The sequence below is a fragment of the Pedobacter soli genome (assembly GCF_900101435.1).
GTDB lineage: Bacteria > Bacteroidota > Bacteroidia > Sphingobacteriales > Sphingobacteriaceae > Pedobacter > Pedobacter soli.
This window is the reverse complement of record NZ_FMZH01000004.1, coordinates 513,995-529,567: the sequence shown is the minus strand read 5'-3', so window position 1 is coordinate 529,567 and position 15,573 is coordinate 513,995. Positions and strand designations below refer to the sequence as shown.

The following is a 15,573-nucleotide window of genomic DNA, read 5'->3' as shown; positions in this document are numbered from 1 at the left end:
GACTAGCACCTTTTGGTAATACATCCGGTACAACATTGAAAGGAAAACCAAAAGTCAGTCATTTGGCAAATAAAAGAATAAAAACCTTGTTAACGATGTGTGCCTTAAACACCATAAAAAAAGACAATGAATTCAAAAGATACTATGATAGGAAAATAAAGGAAGGTAAACATCACTCATCCATCCTAAATGTACTTAGAAATAAACTAATCAGTAGGGCATTTGCTGCGGTACTAAAAGATAGGCCATATGAGAAAGATTTGAATTTCGCAGCATAAAATATTTCAAAATTTATTTGCAAAAACCATAGAATACAGGTTTAAAAACAAAGGGCAGTTAAGACTACCTTGAAACAAATAACGAAGCTTAAGTGTTACACTAAAAAAGATAAATATTATATGATGACGATCCAATTAAACACCGACAAAAACTTAACCATACACCAGGAATACGAAGAAAAAATCCATAACCAGTTAAACGAAGGACTGAACAGATATAGTGATTTAATTACACGCCTCGAAGTTCATTTATCTGATGAGAATGGCATTAAAGAAGGACTGGAAGATAAAAGATGTTTGCTGGAAGCCAGAATTAGCGGAAAAGAGCCTGTTGCGGTAACTAACTTAGGCAATACTTATGATTTGGCAATTACAGGTGCTTTAACCAAACTAAAAAGTACCCTTGAAAAAGTTGCTGGTAAAATGAAAAGCCATTAATTCATTCACTTCTAAAGAGATGCTGAAACAAGTTCAGCAAGACGAGCAGGAATGACATAAGTGATTCGTCATTGCGAAGCCGGGCCGTGCGAGCTGAAGCAATCTTACAGTATAAACCTTATAAAATTGCTTCAGCTAAAGAAAAACTAGCTTCGCAATAACGATTTTTAAACTTTGACTCTTTCTAGTTCCTCAATATAACTTAAAAAAAGGCGCATTGCCTTCATTCTGTCCTCAGTTACTTCAAATTGTAACTTGTTGTACAGGTAATCTTCCAGGTCAAAGTTGCTTACAGGCGACAATTCAGCCAAAACTTGTTTGCGGTGATCTAAACCAAACTTTAACGCAGCATTAAATTCATCCTTAAAGTCCTGCGAAATTTCTTTATTGGCTACCCAGGCGGCGTACATAAATGGCAAGCCGGTTAATTTCTTCCACTCCTCGCCCATATCGTAAACAAAAGCGAAATCCTGTGTTTTACCAAAAGTCCGGTCGCCGATGAGTACAATAGCATCCGTTTCTGTATTTTGATCGGTAGTGAACGCTACTTCCTGCTCCCAATGAAACTTGAGCAATACCTTAGCCAGGTTATTCGAAGTTCTGGAATGTGCATCTAAACGCAGAGTTTTAATCTCATTCACAGGCACCTTACTGAAAATAAATACCGAGTTTACAGCGCCATCGCTACCTATGCAGTAATTAGCTACAATATTGGCATTGGGTACGTTTGGAATAGCCGCAACAGGCATCAACCCTATATCTACCTGACCATTAATTACTTTAGCGGCGCAATCTGAAGGGATATCTAAACTTAAGTCTATTTTATTGATAATTGGCGAATTTGCCAAACCATAGATAAATGCTTTGGTATTGGTGTAGGCAACAGCCGATATTTTAATCTTATTCAAGGTGTTATGTTAATGTTTTGCGTTACGCGTTTGGCGTTAAGCAGATTATCCAATCACTAAACCGTCTAAATGAACGGCACTGTTAAATTCAAGTACAGTAAATTTTCCGTCTTCGAAACCCATTTTATACAAAACAGTATTCTGGTGCGGAAATTCGGTCATTTCACTCAATGGCTTTCCTAATAATAAACATAAGAAAACACGCATAGCCCTTCCGTGCATGCAAAGTAAAACTTTCTGTTCTTCAGGGCGGGTCATCAAAACTTCCATAGGTTGTTTTAAACGTTCGTATACATCCTGTACACTTTCTCCCCCTTCAAAATGAGCTGTATAGTTACCTTCCTGCCAGCATTGTAACATCGTTCTAAAAGCTTCGCGTGCCTCTTCTGTATTGGGTTTTCCCTCCCAAACACCCCATGCCAGCTCATCCAGTCCCGATAAACGCTCCCAGGGAAGCTCCGAATCAATGAATTTCTGTACGGTTTGCCAGGTACGTTTTAACGCTGAAGTATAAATTTTATCGAAACCTACATCTTTATAAGTTTGATAAAATGCCTCAGCTTGTGCTCTGCCCAAATCATTCAAATCAGCGTTTATACCTCTACCTTGTACTATGCCTTGTCTGTTCAGTTCCGTTTCGCCGTGGCGGATGATATAAATTTGCTTCATATTTTATATTTATTGAATAGTAGATTATGGGAGAATGAAATCGTATTCAATTTATCTCTCATACTTTCTTTCAATTCCTAATTCACTACAGGTAATTTGTAATAAGCTGGTTTCTTTTCTTCTTCGAAAACCACATGCTCAAAATCGGTTACCACATTATATAGGGTATCGCGCTCAATAGCTTTTCTACCTACCTGTTTAATCAGGTTTACGAGTTCTTTAGTGCTCATGGCAGGGTTCTGCTCCTCTGCTCCCGCCATCGAATAAATTTTGGTGGTATCATCAAGCGTACCATCGATATCATCAACCCCGTAGTTTAATGATAGTTGTGCGGTTTCCCTGCTAATCATGGCCCAATACGCTTTGATATGGTCGAAATTATCCATGTAAATGCGTGCAATGGCGTAATTTCTTAAATCCTCAATTACCGAAACTTCAGGAACATCACTCATCTGGTTATGCTGGTTGCGGAATTTTAGCGGAATAAATGTCTGGAAACCGCCGGTTTTGTCCTGTAGCTCGCGCAGTTTTTCCATGTGATCAACCCGGTGCCAGAACTTTTCGATATGGCCGTAAAGCATGGTTGCATTACTGCGCATGCCCAGTTTGTGCCATTCTTCGTGTATGGCCAGCCATTGCTCACCTGTACATTTATCTTTGGCAATCTGATCGCGTACTTCAGGGTGGAAAATTTCTGCCCCACCACCCGGAATAGATTCTAAACCTGCTTCTTTCATCAGGCGCATTCCGGTTGCGTAATCAATTTTGGCTTTCTTAAAAATATAGTGGTATTCTACAGGGGTTAAAGCTTTAACATGCAAATCAGGACGGTGCTGTTTAATAGCTGTAAATAATGCCGAGTAAAAAGCGACATCATACTGTGGTAAAACACCACCTACAATGTGCACCTCAGTTACCGGTTCGCCATCGTATTTTTTTACAATATCGAGCATTTGCTCCATGGTTAAGGCCCAGCCTTCTTCCTTTTGCTTCAGTAAGCGCGAATAGGAACAGAATTTGCAGTCGTAAACGCAAAGATTGGTCGGTTCTAAATGGAAGTTACGGTTAAAATAAGTTTTATCGCCGTGTTTTTGCTCGCGAACAAAGTTGGCCAAAACGCCAAGGTAGCCTAATTCTGCGTGTTCGTAAAGGTAAACGCCTTCATCAGAACTAATCCGTTCTCCGTGAAGAACTTTGTGTGCAATGTTTTGTAGTTCAGTTGATAAGTTGGTATCAGCTAGTATTTTTTCAACCTGATCAGTTGTATTCATTCCTGAAATATTTTGAACAAAAATACAATAATGGGTCGATTTGAAAATCATTTTCTTGTAACAAACCGGTATTTTTAGGAGTAGCGTGTTATAATTAACCACAGGTAAGGAAGGGTAAACATAGATTTTAATTAACTTAAAAAAGCTTTCCGTGCTAATCTGTGCCTCCGTGGCTTATTACGTAAAAGCAAGAAGCACTTCGACTCCGCTCAGTGTGACAACTATATTAGATTAACTTAAAAACTATCCTTGTAAATCAGTGAATCTGTGGCTTATTACGTAAAAGCAAGAAGCACTTCGACTCCGCTCAGTGTGACAACTATTTGGATTAACTCAAAAAAGCTTTCCGTGCTAATCTGTGCCTCCGTAGCAAAATATAGCCATAAAAAAAGCACCTCTTTTCAGAAGTGCTTCCGGGTATGTTTTTCAATGTTAAATATTATCTTGCTGCTGGCGCAAAAGTTAAAATGATGTTTGCAGTTCTTCCGCCAAACTCAATAGGTGATTTTAATACCATTTGTGTGCTCGAAAGTTCAGTTAGCACTAAACGGTAACCTTCAGTTACGTTTTTAGCTTTATCGCCTTCATAGATTTTTTTAAACTGGAAAGTCTGATCTTTTGGTGCTGCCGACCAGAAAATAGTTTGCATTACCGATCCGCAGGCGCTCGATGCAGGTAAAGTATACGATCCGTTACCGCTGTTGGTTAAATGCCAGGTACTGCCCTGAAAACATTTATAAGATTTCTCTCCGAATAAACCTTGTACAGCGCCATCTGGCAAACCTTCTAAAGCTACGTTGCTTACTACCCAGTCGCGCACTACTGTACCGCGGCTACCTGTAACACCAGCGGTTACTCTTTTTGCCGTGTTACAGCTTTGTAACATTACTAAAGTAGAACATGCGATTGCGATAGCTATAAATAATCTTTTCATTTTAGTTTAATTTAAATTTCGTCAAACTTGTTACATAAATCTTGCCAAAACAATTACGAAGTTTAAATTAGCTGCAAAATATTAAATTGTAAACTGCTATTATTTCGATAACCCCTTATTATCATGAAACCCGAAACCCTTGCTATTCACGCATCTAATCTCGTTAACAGTGCTACAGGCGATGTTACCCCTCCCATTAATCTGTCTACAACTTTTTTTCGCGATGAGCATGGTGGCTACCCGGGCGGACACATGTATAGCAGGGTAAGCAATCCAAACCGGTCTGCTTTAGAAAACACTTTAGCCAAATTAGAATACGGTGAAGATGCAGCTGCTTTCTCATCGGGAAATACTTCGGGTATGGCCTTATTTCAGGCATTAAAGGCCGGAAGCCACATTATTGCACCTGATGATATGTATTGGGGTTTTAAAAAACAACTGCTTACCATCTTTGCCGATATACTTGAATTTGATTTTATAGACCAGACTGACCTTGAACTGGTTAAAGCTACTATAAAGCCCAATACCAGACTCATTTGGTCTGAAACACCTTCTAATCCTTTATTAAAAGTTACGGATATTGCCGCAATCGGTAAAATAGCCAAAGCAGCTAATATTACCTTTGCCTGCGACAGCACCTTTGCTTCGCCAATATTACAAAATCCCGTTTTACTCGGCGCCGATATTGTGATGCATAGCAGCACTAAATACCTTGGCGGACATAGTGATGTTTTGGGAGGTATTTTGGTTACGGCCAAAAAGGACGAATTGTGGGATAAAATTAAAAATGTACAACAAACCGGTGGTGCAGTTCCGTCGCCATTTGATTGCTATTTATTAACCCGAAGCCTTAAAACCCTCGCTTACCGCATGAAAGGCCATTGCGAAAACGGCAAAAAAGTAGCCGATTATTTAAATCAGCACCCTAATGTGGAAGCTGTTTTTTATCCGGGATTGGAATCGCATCCCCAGCATGAGATTGCCAAAGGCCAGATGAAAGATTTTGGTGGTATGATGTCGTTCCTGGTAAAAGGCGATGTAGAGGCTGCAAGTAAAACCGTAAATAAGGTTAAGCTATTTGCACAGGCAACCAGTTTAGGTGGAGTTGAAAGTTTAATCGAACACCGCTATTCTATCGAGGGACCAGATAGCAAAACACCTAAAAACCTTTTGCGTATTTCAGTCGGCCTGGAACACATTGATGATATTATTGCTGATTTGGAGCAGGCTTTAAACTAGCAATTAAATCCTATAAGGTTTTTAAAACCTTATAGGATTATCTACTTATTTCGGGTTACAAACTGTAGTTAATTTAAGCGAATAGTTAGCCTCCAAAGGCTCATTGGTTTGTGCCAAACGCTGCGATCCGGTGTTTGCCGGGCAGGCAATATCTCCTGCAGCATCGTAAATTAGTTTGTTTCCATTGGCCAATAGTTCTTTGGGTACATAAATCTGTACTTTGGTAATGGAATAGCCCGAAGGGAAATAGCGGATGTAATAGCCATCAGGATGTTTGGTCCAGATGCCGCTCGGTACATCGCTTCTTGGTGGCGCCATACCTGCGATTATCGCATATTTTTCCATATCAGCATAAGTGTAATTGCCTGATGCCACAAGCTGTCTGATATTGTTTTCAGCTTCGAACACTGCTTTTACAGCTGCAGGTAGCTTGTCTTTGGCTTTCTCCATCACATCAACGGGTAAAACACCTAATGCACCGCCTTCTAATTGCGTAAGTTGTTTCGGTGTAAGCAGTTTAATGGCGGTAAGTTTAACCTGACCACTGTAATCGGCAAACTTTGTACGGGCAATAATGGTCCATAATAATACCTGAATATCATGTTGTTCTACTTCAGGATGTTTTTCGGCGCTTTTTAATATCGATACTACAATTTCTTCCTTTGGGCCTAAAACAGGTGCAAACATGTAACCATCGCCTTTTGATGGGGCAAAAGTTCCGGCTTTGAGGCAATAGCTTTTATTGGTCATTTCATAATAACCTTCGCAAAGCACATAGCCTCCCTCTGGGTTTTTAGGTAATAAATACAAAGGCTGAAATTTTTCTTTCGATTTAAAATCGGGCATCATCTCGCCTTCGCGGTTTACATCTTCGAAACTGGTGGTAATGGCGGCAGGTTGTTTCAGAAATTGATCAACACCTAAAGCTTTGGCACCCTGGGCGGTTCCGATTTTTAATAATTTATCTTTTAACCCGCCAAACTGGGCGTTAACGTTGTTTAGACCTGCTATGGTAAACAGTAGTGCTAAACCAAACGATTTTGCATTTTTCATGATGATTAGATTTAGATAGGTAGCACAAACTTAAAGTTTTAAGCGTTAATTTTATATTAAAATGTTTGCAAAGGGCAGATTACACAAAATTAGCCTATTCATTATCAGGTGATTACTTAGAAATCAAAATTTTATTTTGCAGATTAAAATTAAATTCAGACATTTGAAATATTATTTGGCAGCAAGCTAAATAAAAGTCAATCTTCAAAGGTTGATTTATAAAGAAGTGGCGAGAGACTGGCTCGATGACCCACTGGCAACCCTCAGAAAGAGAAGGTGCCAATTCCTGACCAGCTAACACGGTGTTATCTGGTGATATAAATTTTAACTGATGAAAACATTAAATCTTCAATCGCTAAGCGAACCCAGTGTAAACCTTAAAAAAGTAGAAAGTCTTTCTGTTTCTTTTATGTGTTGCAATATGCAGGCGATTACTTGTATGTGCTGTTGCATACAGTAATTTAAAAATCTTCCCTTTTTGTGCTTTTCAAACTGGAAGGTCCCGCTAAAACGGGATACGCCCACATAGGTTTAACCTCTAGCTTAGGTTAGCCTGATCTCTACAGATTATTCAACATTTAAAAATTTAAACACTAAAGATTATGTCAACTTCATATAAATTCGAAACATTACAAATTCACGCAGGTCAGGAAATCGATCCTACAACCGGTTCAAGGGCTGTTCCCATTTATCAAACCACTTCGTACGGATTTAAAAATGCCGAGCATGGTGCCAATCTATTTGCCTTAAAAGAGTTTGGCAACATCTACACCAGAATCATGAATCCAACCAGCGATGTTTTCGAAAAACGCATTGCCGCTTTAGAAGGTGGTGTTGCCGCCTTAGCAGTTGCATCTGGTCAGGCAGCACAATTTATTGCTTTAAACAACATTCTCGAAGCTGGCGACAGCATTGTGTCTTCCTCTCATGTATACGGAGGCACTTATAATCAATTTAAAGTTGCCTTTAAACGTTTAGGCATCCACGTTGATTTTGCCAACCCGGATGTGCCTGAAGAATTTGAAGCTAAAATTACCGATAAAACCAAAGCCATTTATTTAGAAACCATTGGTAACCCGGCATTTAGTGTGCCCGATTTTGAGAAAATTGCTGCAATCGCTAAAAAATATGATCTGCCTTTAATTGTCGATAATACTTTCGGTGCTGCAGGTTATCTGTTTAAGCCGTTAGAGCACGGTGCTAATGTGGTGGTAGAATCGGCTACCAAATGGATTGGTGGCCATGGCACCAGCATTGGCGGTGTAATTGTTGATGGTGGAAATTACAATTGGGGTAACGGTAAATTTCCGCAATTCAGCCAGCCATCAGAAGGTTACCACGGACTTGTTTTTAGCGATGTTTTTGGTGTTAATGGCCCTTTTGGCAATATCCAGTTCATTATCCGTGCACGTGTAGAAGGTTTAAGGGATTTAGGTCCGGCTATTGCACCATTCAATTCTTTCCTTTTACTGCAGGGATTAGAAACTTTATCGCTTCGTGTACAACGCCATGTAGATAATGCTTTAGAACTGGCTACCTGGTTAGAAAACCATCCGGCAGTTAAAGAAGTAGCTTATCCGGGTCTTGCCAGCAGCAAATACAACAATTTAGCTAAGAAATATTTAAGCAACGGCTTTGGCGCAGTTTTATCTTTCGAATTAAATGGCAGCAAAGAAAGTGCAACCCAGCTGATCGATAACCTGAAGTTAATTTCGCACCTGGCCAATGTGGGTGATGCCAAAACTTTAATTATCCAACCTTCGGCCACCACCCATCAGCAATTAAGCGATAGCGAGCAGCTGGCGGCAGGTGTTAAACCCAATTCGCTTCGCGTATCGGTTGGTATAGAACATATCGACGATATTAAAGCTGATTTTGAACAGGCTTTTGCAGCCATTGGCTTATCAGTAAGCGCAGCCAGTTTACAAGCCTAACTTTTTTTATTACCACGAGCATTATTTTAGCATGAGCACATCATCAACATATCAATACAACAAACAATTTAAGCTGGAAAGCGGAAAAAAAATCCGTAATCTGCAAATCGCTTATCAAACATACGGCAAGCTAAACGCAAAGAAAGATAACGTAATATGGGTTTGCCATGCACTTACGGCCAATGCAGATGTTTTTGAGTGGTGGGAAGGTTTGTTTGGACAAAACGCTTTGTTCAATCCGAACGATCATTATATTGTATGTGCCAATGTATTGGGCTCTAATTATGGTACAACCAATCCTTTAAGTACCAATCCGGTTAATGGTTTACCTTATTATCTTTCGTTTCCGCAGTTTACCATCCGCGATTTTGTTTCTGCACACCAGTTGTTAGCAGCGCATTTACAAATCGATAGCATTAAATTGTTAATTGGTGGTTCGTTAGGCGGGCAACAAGCGGTTGAATGGAGCATTATTGAACCTAATAAAATTGAGAACCTGATTTTAGTAGCTACAAACGCAGTGCACTCGCCGTGGGGAATTGCTTTTAACGAAAGTCAGCGTTTGGCTATTACTACTGATCGTACTTTTTATGCCAACAAACCCGATGGCGGGCTTAAAGGTTTAAAAGCGGCCAGAAGTATTGCGCTTTTAAGTTACCGTACTTATAATGCTTACGGCAGCACACAGGTAGAGAGTGTAAACGATAAAACCGATAATTTCAGGGCTTCATCTTATCAGAATTATCAGGGTGAAAAATTAACCAAACGCTTTAATGCTTACAGCTATTATTACTTAACCAAAGCAATGGATAGCCACAATGTAGGCCGTAACCGCAAGAGCATTGCCGATGCCCTGAAGTTAATTAAAGCAAATACCCTGGTAATTGGTATCGAAAACGATTTTCTTTTCCCGATTTCAGAGCAGAAGTACCTGGCCGATCAGATTACCGGTGCCGAATTTGCCGCCATTCACTCTGAATATGGCCATGATGGGTTCTTAATCGAAACCAATGCATTGACCAATATTATCGGAACTTTTATTAAAGAAAGCCGCGATAAGAAGATAATCAAGCTGCAACATACTGCTTAGAAGCTGAAAGCAGAAAGACCAAAGACTAAAGCTGAAAGGCTAAAGTTTCAGGTTAAATTATAAAGATTTAAAACAAATATAATAACAGGTAAAACCGGTGTAATCCGTAAATCTGTGTAATCACAACAATAACAATGAGTAAGAATTTAAAAATCGGTTTATTTGGTTTCGGAGTTGTAGGACAAGGCTTACTGGATATTATCCAAAGCCAGAACCTGAACCTGGAGATCATTAAAATCGCGATAAAAGATCCAAAGAAGAAGCGTACGCTCAATAAAGATTTATTTACCACCGATCGTAACGAGATACTAAACAATACCGAAATCAACACCATTGTGGAGTTGATTAACGATGCTGATGCAGCATACGAAATTGTAACTACTGCATTGAAAAACGGTAAAAACGTAGTTTCGGCCAATAAAAAAATGATTGCTACCCACTTAAAAGAGCTGGTAGATTTACAGGCCGAACATGGCACTTCCCTCTTGTATGAAGGTGCGGTTTGTGGTAGTATTCCAATTATCCGTAACCTCGAAGAATATTACGATAACGAATTATTCCACGCGTTAAGTGGTATTTTTAATGGTTCATCTAACTACATTTTATCTAAAATATTTAACGAAAATCAAGGTTACGATTCAGCATTGAAAGAAGCCCAGGATTTAGGTTTTGCCGAAACTGACCCGATTCTTGACGTGGGTGGTTACGATCCGAAATACAAACTGGCTATTGCTACAGCGCATGCTTATGGCTTGTTCGTAAACCCAGATAGTATTTTAAACATTGGTATCCAAAACCTATCAGACTACGATATTAAATATGCACGCGAGAAAAACTTTAAAATCAAACTGGTTCCAACAGCACGCAAGGTAAACACCAAAGATGTGGTAACTTATGTTTTGCCTAAACTGGTAGCTAAAGACGATTTCCTGTACAATGTAGAAAACGAATACAATGCGGTTGCGGTACAGGCTGCTTTTGCTGATAAACAGTTTTTCTATGGCAAAGGTGCCGGCGGTCACCCAACCGGTGCAGCCGTACTATCGGATATTGCTGCATTACGCTACGATTACCGTTATGAGTACAAAAAATACCATGCAGAAAATGGTGTAAAGCATACTGAAGAAATATTACTTGAAGTGTACTTACGCTATGCTGATGAAGAACTGATTACCTTACTGGAATTTGATAATATTAGCGAGCGCTATGCAGCCAATAGCTATAAATATGTGGTTGGAACGCTTAAACTGGAAAGCCTGATCAAAAACCGTGAACTGCTTTTAGATCCGGCTGTTTTTGTGGCTTATACCGGCAGACAGATTTACAAGCAAGAGCTGTTAAGCGAAAATGTTTTTGCCGAAGAACTGGCAGCCCTTTAAATTTATTTTTTAAGGTTAATTTTTTTATTTGTTTTGTTGTTAAGCATAAAGGCCGGAGCGATTCCGGCCTTTTGTGTTACTTAACTTTTATATATTTTTCTGTAATTACCCTGTCAACGCCTTCTCCTTCCACCTTTTCTACACCTTGCTGAATTAAAGTATCGCCTTTAATACTCAGTTTGAAATTAAAGGTATTACCCTCCCAGTTCTTATTCTTATAATATTCCAGGTGTTCGGTATAATTATCTTTATCCAGCTTAAACGTTCCGCCGCCTGCATCAAAATCTGCAGTATCTTTCGGATTAGTGCTGTGTTTCAAAAATGCAAAATGCGTATCGTTAAACATTTTAATCATTTTTAGTTTGCCAGTATAATCGGTCACCTCGCTTTTGCCGTTCTGCGTAGTAGTAGCCGAAACCAGCTGCCAGGTGCCCTGAATATCGAGCGATTGATCTTTCTTTTTTTCTGCCGGGCTATTGCAGGCCACCAGCGAAAGTAAGGCGAAGCCCGTTAAATAATTTAATTTCATAAGCAAGCGATATATTTGGTTAGTTTTTTTATCCACGACCAGCCATTTGCATGAGTTTATGGGCTAAATCTTTACCCAGATAGGCATCGATAATACGATGTACGAGGTACAGGATTGGTGTCATTAAAATGGCTACAATAAACTTATAGGTATAACCCACCAAGCCAATAGCAAACACCATTTTCCAGGTGTAGTGATATTGAGGGTTCAGGTAGAAGGCAATAAAAATGACCACAAAACTATCTACAAACTGCGATACCAGTGTTGAGCCAGTTGCCCTTAACCACAATGCCCGTTCGCCGGTTATCTTTTTAATCCGGTGAAAAATGAGCACATCAACCATTTGTCCGATAATAAAGGCTGTAATGGAGCCAACTATAATCCACATCCCCTGCCCGAATATTCCGGCAAAGGCATTGTTCATGTTCAGGTCTTCGCCGTTTATATTTTGATGAACCCAAAAATCAGCAGCGCTTAAATGCATAGATCCCCATACCACAATAAAGGCAAATGCAATTAAAATTGAAGTGAGTATAGATAAAAACCTGACTTGTTTTACCCCAAAATATTCGTTAATAATATCGGTCATGATGAAAATAATGGGCCAGGTTAGCACCCCTGCCGACATTACGAACGACAAATGCGGAACACCCAAAAGATTGATGTCAAACTTCTTCATGCCCAGCGTTTCTTCTACACTGAATAATTTAACACCGATAAATTCTGATAATATTGCATTGGCCACAAAAAAACTACCCAGAACGAGTAGCAAACGGCTTTCTTTCGTTTTAAAAGTCATAGGCAATAAATCTAAAAATAATCTGCCACATAACCGCAGGGATTATACTTTTTAACAAGTTGTTTACTTTAAAAGATTATGGGAGTATAATCAATATAAGATCTTTCTGTGTTTTTATTTTTTGCCACAGATTAATTCAATTTTAGGTGCGGTGGTAATTTTTACAATCGGTCGACCCGTAAATTTAGGTTAGCAAATTAAATCTCCCAATCTTTGCACCTCCGAAAAACTAACAGATTATGGCTAAGAAACAACACTTCTATTTAATACTTATTTTAGGTTCACTCGCTGCGCTTGGCCCGTTTTCTATCGACATGTATCTGCCTGGTTTTGTTGATATTGCCAAAGATTTAAAGAGCACCGAGTCTGTTGTAGCCCTTTCACTATCAAGTTTTTTTATCGGAATTTCAGCCGGTCAGCTTTTGTATGGCCCTTTGCTCGATAAATATGGACGTAAAAAGCCGCTGTATTTTGGTTTAGCGCTTTATATCCTTTCTTCGGTTTTATGTTTAGCCGTAACTGATGTGAATCAACTTATTGTTTTGCGTTTTGTACAAGCCATCGGAAGTTGTGCTACCGCTGTAGCCTCTGTAGCCATGGTGCGCGATTTATTTTCGGTAGAAGAAAGTCCTAAGGTATTCGCTTCTTTAATGCTGGTTATTGCAGTTTCTCCAATGCTGGCCCCTACTGCCGGTGGTTATTTAATTTCGGCACTCGGTTGGAAATATGTATTCGTCTTCTTAGGCTTAATGGCTGTTTTAATGCTGCTCGCCTCTATTTTTAAGTTACCAGAAAGCTACAAACCCGATCCCAATTACTCTTTAAAGCCAAAACCTATTCTGAATAGCTTTTTCACCGTATTGCGTGAACCGCAGTTTTATACTTACGCTTTAATCAGTTCGATCACCTTCTCAGGATTGTTTGCTTACGTATCTTCTTCGCCCACCGTGTTTATGAAGATTTATGAAGTAAGCAAAACGGGCTATGGCTGGATATTTGCCCTTTTATCGGTATCATTTATTGGTTCGAGTCAGGTAAATAGTCTGATCTTGAAATGGTTTAGCAGTAAAAAAATTGTAACCTGTGCACTGGTTGCCCAGTGCATCTTCAGTTTAACATTCCTAATCTTTGCTTTAAATAACTGGCTTGATTTATACAGTACCATCGGTTTTATTGCCTTATTCTTGGCCTGTTTGGGTTTAATTAATCCGAATGCAGCAGCCTTGTCACTGGCCCCTTTTTCTAAAAATGCAGGAAGTGCTTCGGCCTTAATGGGCGCATTGCAAATGGGTTTGGGAGCGCTTGCCTCGGTAATGGTAAGTTTATTCAGTGAACATTCGGTAGTACCCATGCCCTTGGTAATGACTGTGGCAGCCTTTATAGCGCTATTTTGCCTGTTAATTGGCCGCAGGTTTATTACCAGTGAAGTAGAAGCCGATGCTGATGCGGCTGTGGTTGCACATTAAGTTTTGCTGACCACAAAGGCACTAAGGACACAAAGCAATATTAATTCCCGCAGATTTAACAGATAAGAAACGTAGATGCTTAATCATGATCTGCGGTAAAATCGTTTTATACCTTCAACATATATCATTTGAAAAACAGTCTATAATTATCATCTCTGAGACCATAATTATACCTTCAGAACATATATCATTTGAAAAATAACCTATAATTATACCTTCAGAATATATATCATTTGGTTAAAAAGCTATGTTATCGGATCAGCATGACGAATACATAATCCGCATCACGCATCTTTAAAATACTTTGTGATCTTCGTGTCTTCGTGGTAAACTATTAAGGCTTCTGGTTTTCAATAATATTTGTATCATCATAAGCGTTTTAGGCCAGCCTATTCCTGCTTTAAGCTTTTTTTTTCTATTTTCGCTTATAAGATGCTGAATATACAATCTAAACTTCCTGGCGTAAGTACCACCATCTTTACGGTGATGAGCAAGCTTGCGGCAGAACACAATGCCATTAATTTATCGCAAGGTTTTCCTGACTACGCATGCGATCCCAATTTAGTTGAACTGGTGAGTAAAGCCATGCAGGATGGTTTTAATCAGTACGCTCCAATGCCTGGTTCAACATTTTTAAAGGAAACCATTGCGGCAAAAGTAGAAAATCTATATAAGGTAAAATACAATCCAGATACCGAAATTACCATTACTGCTGGCGGCACTCAGGCTATTTTTACTGCTCTTGCTGCCATAATCAGTGCCGGTGATGAGGTCATTATATTCGAACCTGCTTACGATAGCTACGCGCCAACGATTAAATTACTTGGCGGACTGGTTAAAACATACGAATTAGCTCCTCCCAGTTATGCTATTGACTGGGATATGGTGAAGAAATTGTTTACGGCCAGAACCCGGATGATTATCTTAAATTCGCCACAAAACCCAACAGGAAGCATACTATCGGCAGATGATATGAAAGCACTGATTAAACTGGTTAGCGGCACCGATATTTTAATCTTAAGCGATGAAGTTTACGAACATTTAATTTACGATGGACAGCAGCACCAAAGCGTAATGTTATATCCTGAATTAAAGCAACGCAGTTTCATTGTGGCCTCATTTGGGAAACTTTTACATGCTACAGGCTGGAAGCTCGGCTATTGTCTGGCACCTGAAAAACTAACCAAAGAATTCAGGAAGGTACACCAATTTAACGTTTTTAGCGTTAATAGTCCCATGCAGCAAGCTATTGCCACTTATTTGCAAACACCTGCCAATTACACCGGAATTGCGGCATTTTTTCAGGAGAAACGCGATTATTTCAGGAGCCTTTTGGCCGAAAGCAGACTGGAACTTCTCCCCTGCAACGGGTCGTATTTTCAATGCGCCAGCTACCGGAATATCAGCGATGAAAAAGATACCGATTTCAGCATGCGCCTGATTAAAGAATTTGGTGTGGCCACCATACCCGTTTCTGCATTTTACCAGAAAGGTACTGATCACAAAATTATCAGGTTCTGTTTTGCCAAGGAGCACGAAACGCTGGCTTTAGCTGCAGAGAAATTAAAGAATATTTAACGGCACCA

The 15,573-nt window shown here is 39.5% G+C and carries 15 protein-coding genes and 1 riboswitch; of the genes, 8 read left to right on the top strand and 7 right to left on the bottom strand.

Features of this window, described 5'->3' with window-relative positions; translation table 11 throughout:
• Together BLR37_RS11835 and BLR37_RS11830 are read left to right on the top strand one after the other, a co-directional pair.
• The coding region (locus BLR37_RS11835; protein ID WP_143009567.1) for a transposase at positions 1-278 on the top strand (278 nt) is incomplete at its 5' end.
• Positions 279-398: 120 nt separating this feature from the next.
• Complete coding sequence (locus tag BLR37_RS11830) at positions 399-716, top strand: HPF/RaiA family ribosome-associated protein (RefSeq protein WP_244154646.1); 318 nt, start codon at positions 399-401, stop codon at positions 714-716.
• Positions 717-883: 167 nt separating this feature from the next.
• Here BLR37_RS11830 and BLR37_RS11825 read toward each other — a convergent pair whose 3' ends face one another.
• The 4 genes from BLR37_RS11825 to BLR37_RS11810 all read right to left on the bottom strand — a co-directional run bounded on the left by BLR37_RS11825 (position 884) and on the right by BLR37_RS11810 (position 4,498).
• Entirely contained in the window at positions 884-1,624 is a 741-nt protein-coding gene (locus tag BLR37_RS11825) for a menaquinone biosynthetic enzyme MqnA/MqnD family protein (protein WP_090768798.1), read from the bottom strand.
• Positions 1,625-1,669: 45 nt separating this feature from the next.
• Positions 1,670-2,293, bottom strand: a complete 624-nt coding sequence (locus BLR37_RS11820; protein ID WP_090768796.1) for a histidine phosphatase family protein — start codon at positions 2,291-2,293, stop codon at positions 1,670-1,672.
• 77 nt (positions 2,294-2,370) lie between these two features.
• Positions 2,371-3,564: an aminofutalosine synthase MqnE gene (mqnE, locus tag BLR37_RS11815; RefSeq protein WP_090768794.1), complete on the bottom strand. Its 1,194-nt coding sequence runs from the start codon at positions 3,562-3,564 to the stop codon at positions 2,371-2,373.
• Positions 3,565-4,003: 439 nt separating this feature from the next.
• Positions 4,004-4,498 (bottom strand): hypothetical protein, encoded by a 495-nt coding sequence (locus BLR37_RS11810; RefSeq protein ID WP_039483433.1) that lies wholly within the window; start codon positions 4,496-4,498, stop codon positions 4,004-4,006.
• A 123-nt stretch (positions 4,499-4,621) separates the two neighbouring features.
• Here BLR37_RS11810 and BLR37_RS11805 point away from each other — a divergent pair, with 123 nt between their 5' ends.
• On the top strand, positions 4,622-5,737 hold the full coding sequence (locus BLR37_RS11805) for a trans-sulfuration enzyme family protein (protein WP_090768793.1): 1,116 nt from the start codon (positions 4,622-4,624) through the stop codon (positions 5,735-5,737).
• A 45-nt stretch (positions 5,738-5,782) separates the two neighbouring features.
• Here BLR37_RS11805 and BLR37_RS11800 read toward each other — a convergent pair whose 3' ends face one another.
• Positions 5,783-6,790 (bottom strand): hypothetical protein, encoded by a 1,008-nt coding sequence (locus tag BLR37_RS11800; protein WP_090768791.1) that lies wholly within the window; start codon positions 6,788-6,790, stop codon positions 5,783-5,785.
• A gap of 213 nt (positions 6,791-7,003) precedes the next feature.
• Positions 7,004-7,114, top strand: a riboswitch (SAM riboswitch).
• A gap of 278 nt (positions 7,115-7,392) precedes the next feature.
• On the opposite strand from BLR37_RS11800, the gene BLR37_RS11795 reads away from it, so the two are divergent.
• The 3 genes from BLR37_RS11795 (at position 7,393) to BLR37_RS11785 (ending at position 11,193) form a co-directional block, all read left to right on the top strand.
• The gene (locus BLR37_RS11795; protein WP_090768790.1) at positions 7,393-8,724 is read left to right on the top strand and encodes an O-acetylhomoserine aminocarboxypropyltransferase/cysteine synthase family protein; all 1,332 of its coding nucleotides are present in this window, start codon (positions 7,393-7,395) and stop codon (positions 8,722-8,724) included.
• Between the two features lie 31 nt (positions 8,725-8,755).
• On the top strand, positions 8,756-9,814 hold the full coding sequence (locus BLR37_RS11790; RefSeq protein WP_090768788.1) for a homoserine O-acetyltransferase family protein: 1,059 nt from the start codon (positions 8,756-8,758) through the stop codon (positions 9,812-9,814).
• Positions 9,815-9,948: 134 nt separating this feature from the next.
• On the top strand, positions 9,949-11,193 hold the full coding sequence (locus BLR37_RS11785; protein WP_090768786.1) for a homoserine dehydrogenase: 1,245 nt from the start codon (positions 9,949-9,951) through the stop codon (positions 11,191-11,193).
• A gap of 76 nt (positions 11,194-11,269) precedes the next feature.
• Here the strand turns inward: BLR37_RS11785 and BLR37_RS11780 are convergent, their stop codons facing one another.
• Together BLR37_RS11780 and BLR37_RS11775 are read right to left on the bottom strand one after the other, a co-directional pair.
• Positions 11,270-11,722, bottom strand: a complete 453-nt coding sequence (locus tag BLR37_RS11780; protein WP_090768846.1) for a hypothetical protein — start codon at positions 11,720-11,722, stop codon at positions 11,270-11,272.
• 28 nt (positions 11,723-11,750) lie between these two features.
• Positions 11,751-12,521 (bottom strand): queuosine precursor transporter, encoded by a 771-nt coding sequence (locus tag BLR37_RS11775; protein ID WP_039483449.1) that lies wholly within the window; start codon positions 12,519-12,521, stop codon positions 11,751-11,753.
• A gap of 239 nt (positions 12,522-12,760) precedes the next feature.
• On the opposite strand from BLR37_RS11775, the gene BLR37_RS11770 reads away from it, so the two are divergent.
• Together BLR37_RS11770 and BLR37_RS11765 are read left to right on the top strand one after the other, a co-directional pair.
• Positions 12,761-13,987, top strand: a complete 1,227-nt coding sequence (locus tag BLR37_RS11770) for a multidrug effflux MFS transporter (protein ID WP_090768784.1) — start codon at positions 12,761-12,763, stop codon at positions 13,985-13,987.
• 432 nt (positions 13,988-14,419) lie between these two features.
• A complete protein-coding gene (locus BLR37_RS11765) occupies positions 14,420-15,565 on the top strand; it encodes a methionine aminotransferase (protein ID WP_090768782.1) in 1,146 nt (381 codons plus the stop codon).
• Positions 15,566-15,573: the final 8 nt, after the last annotated feature.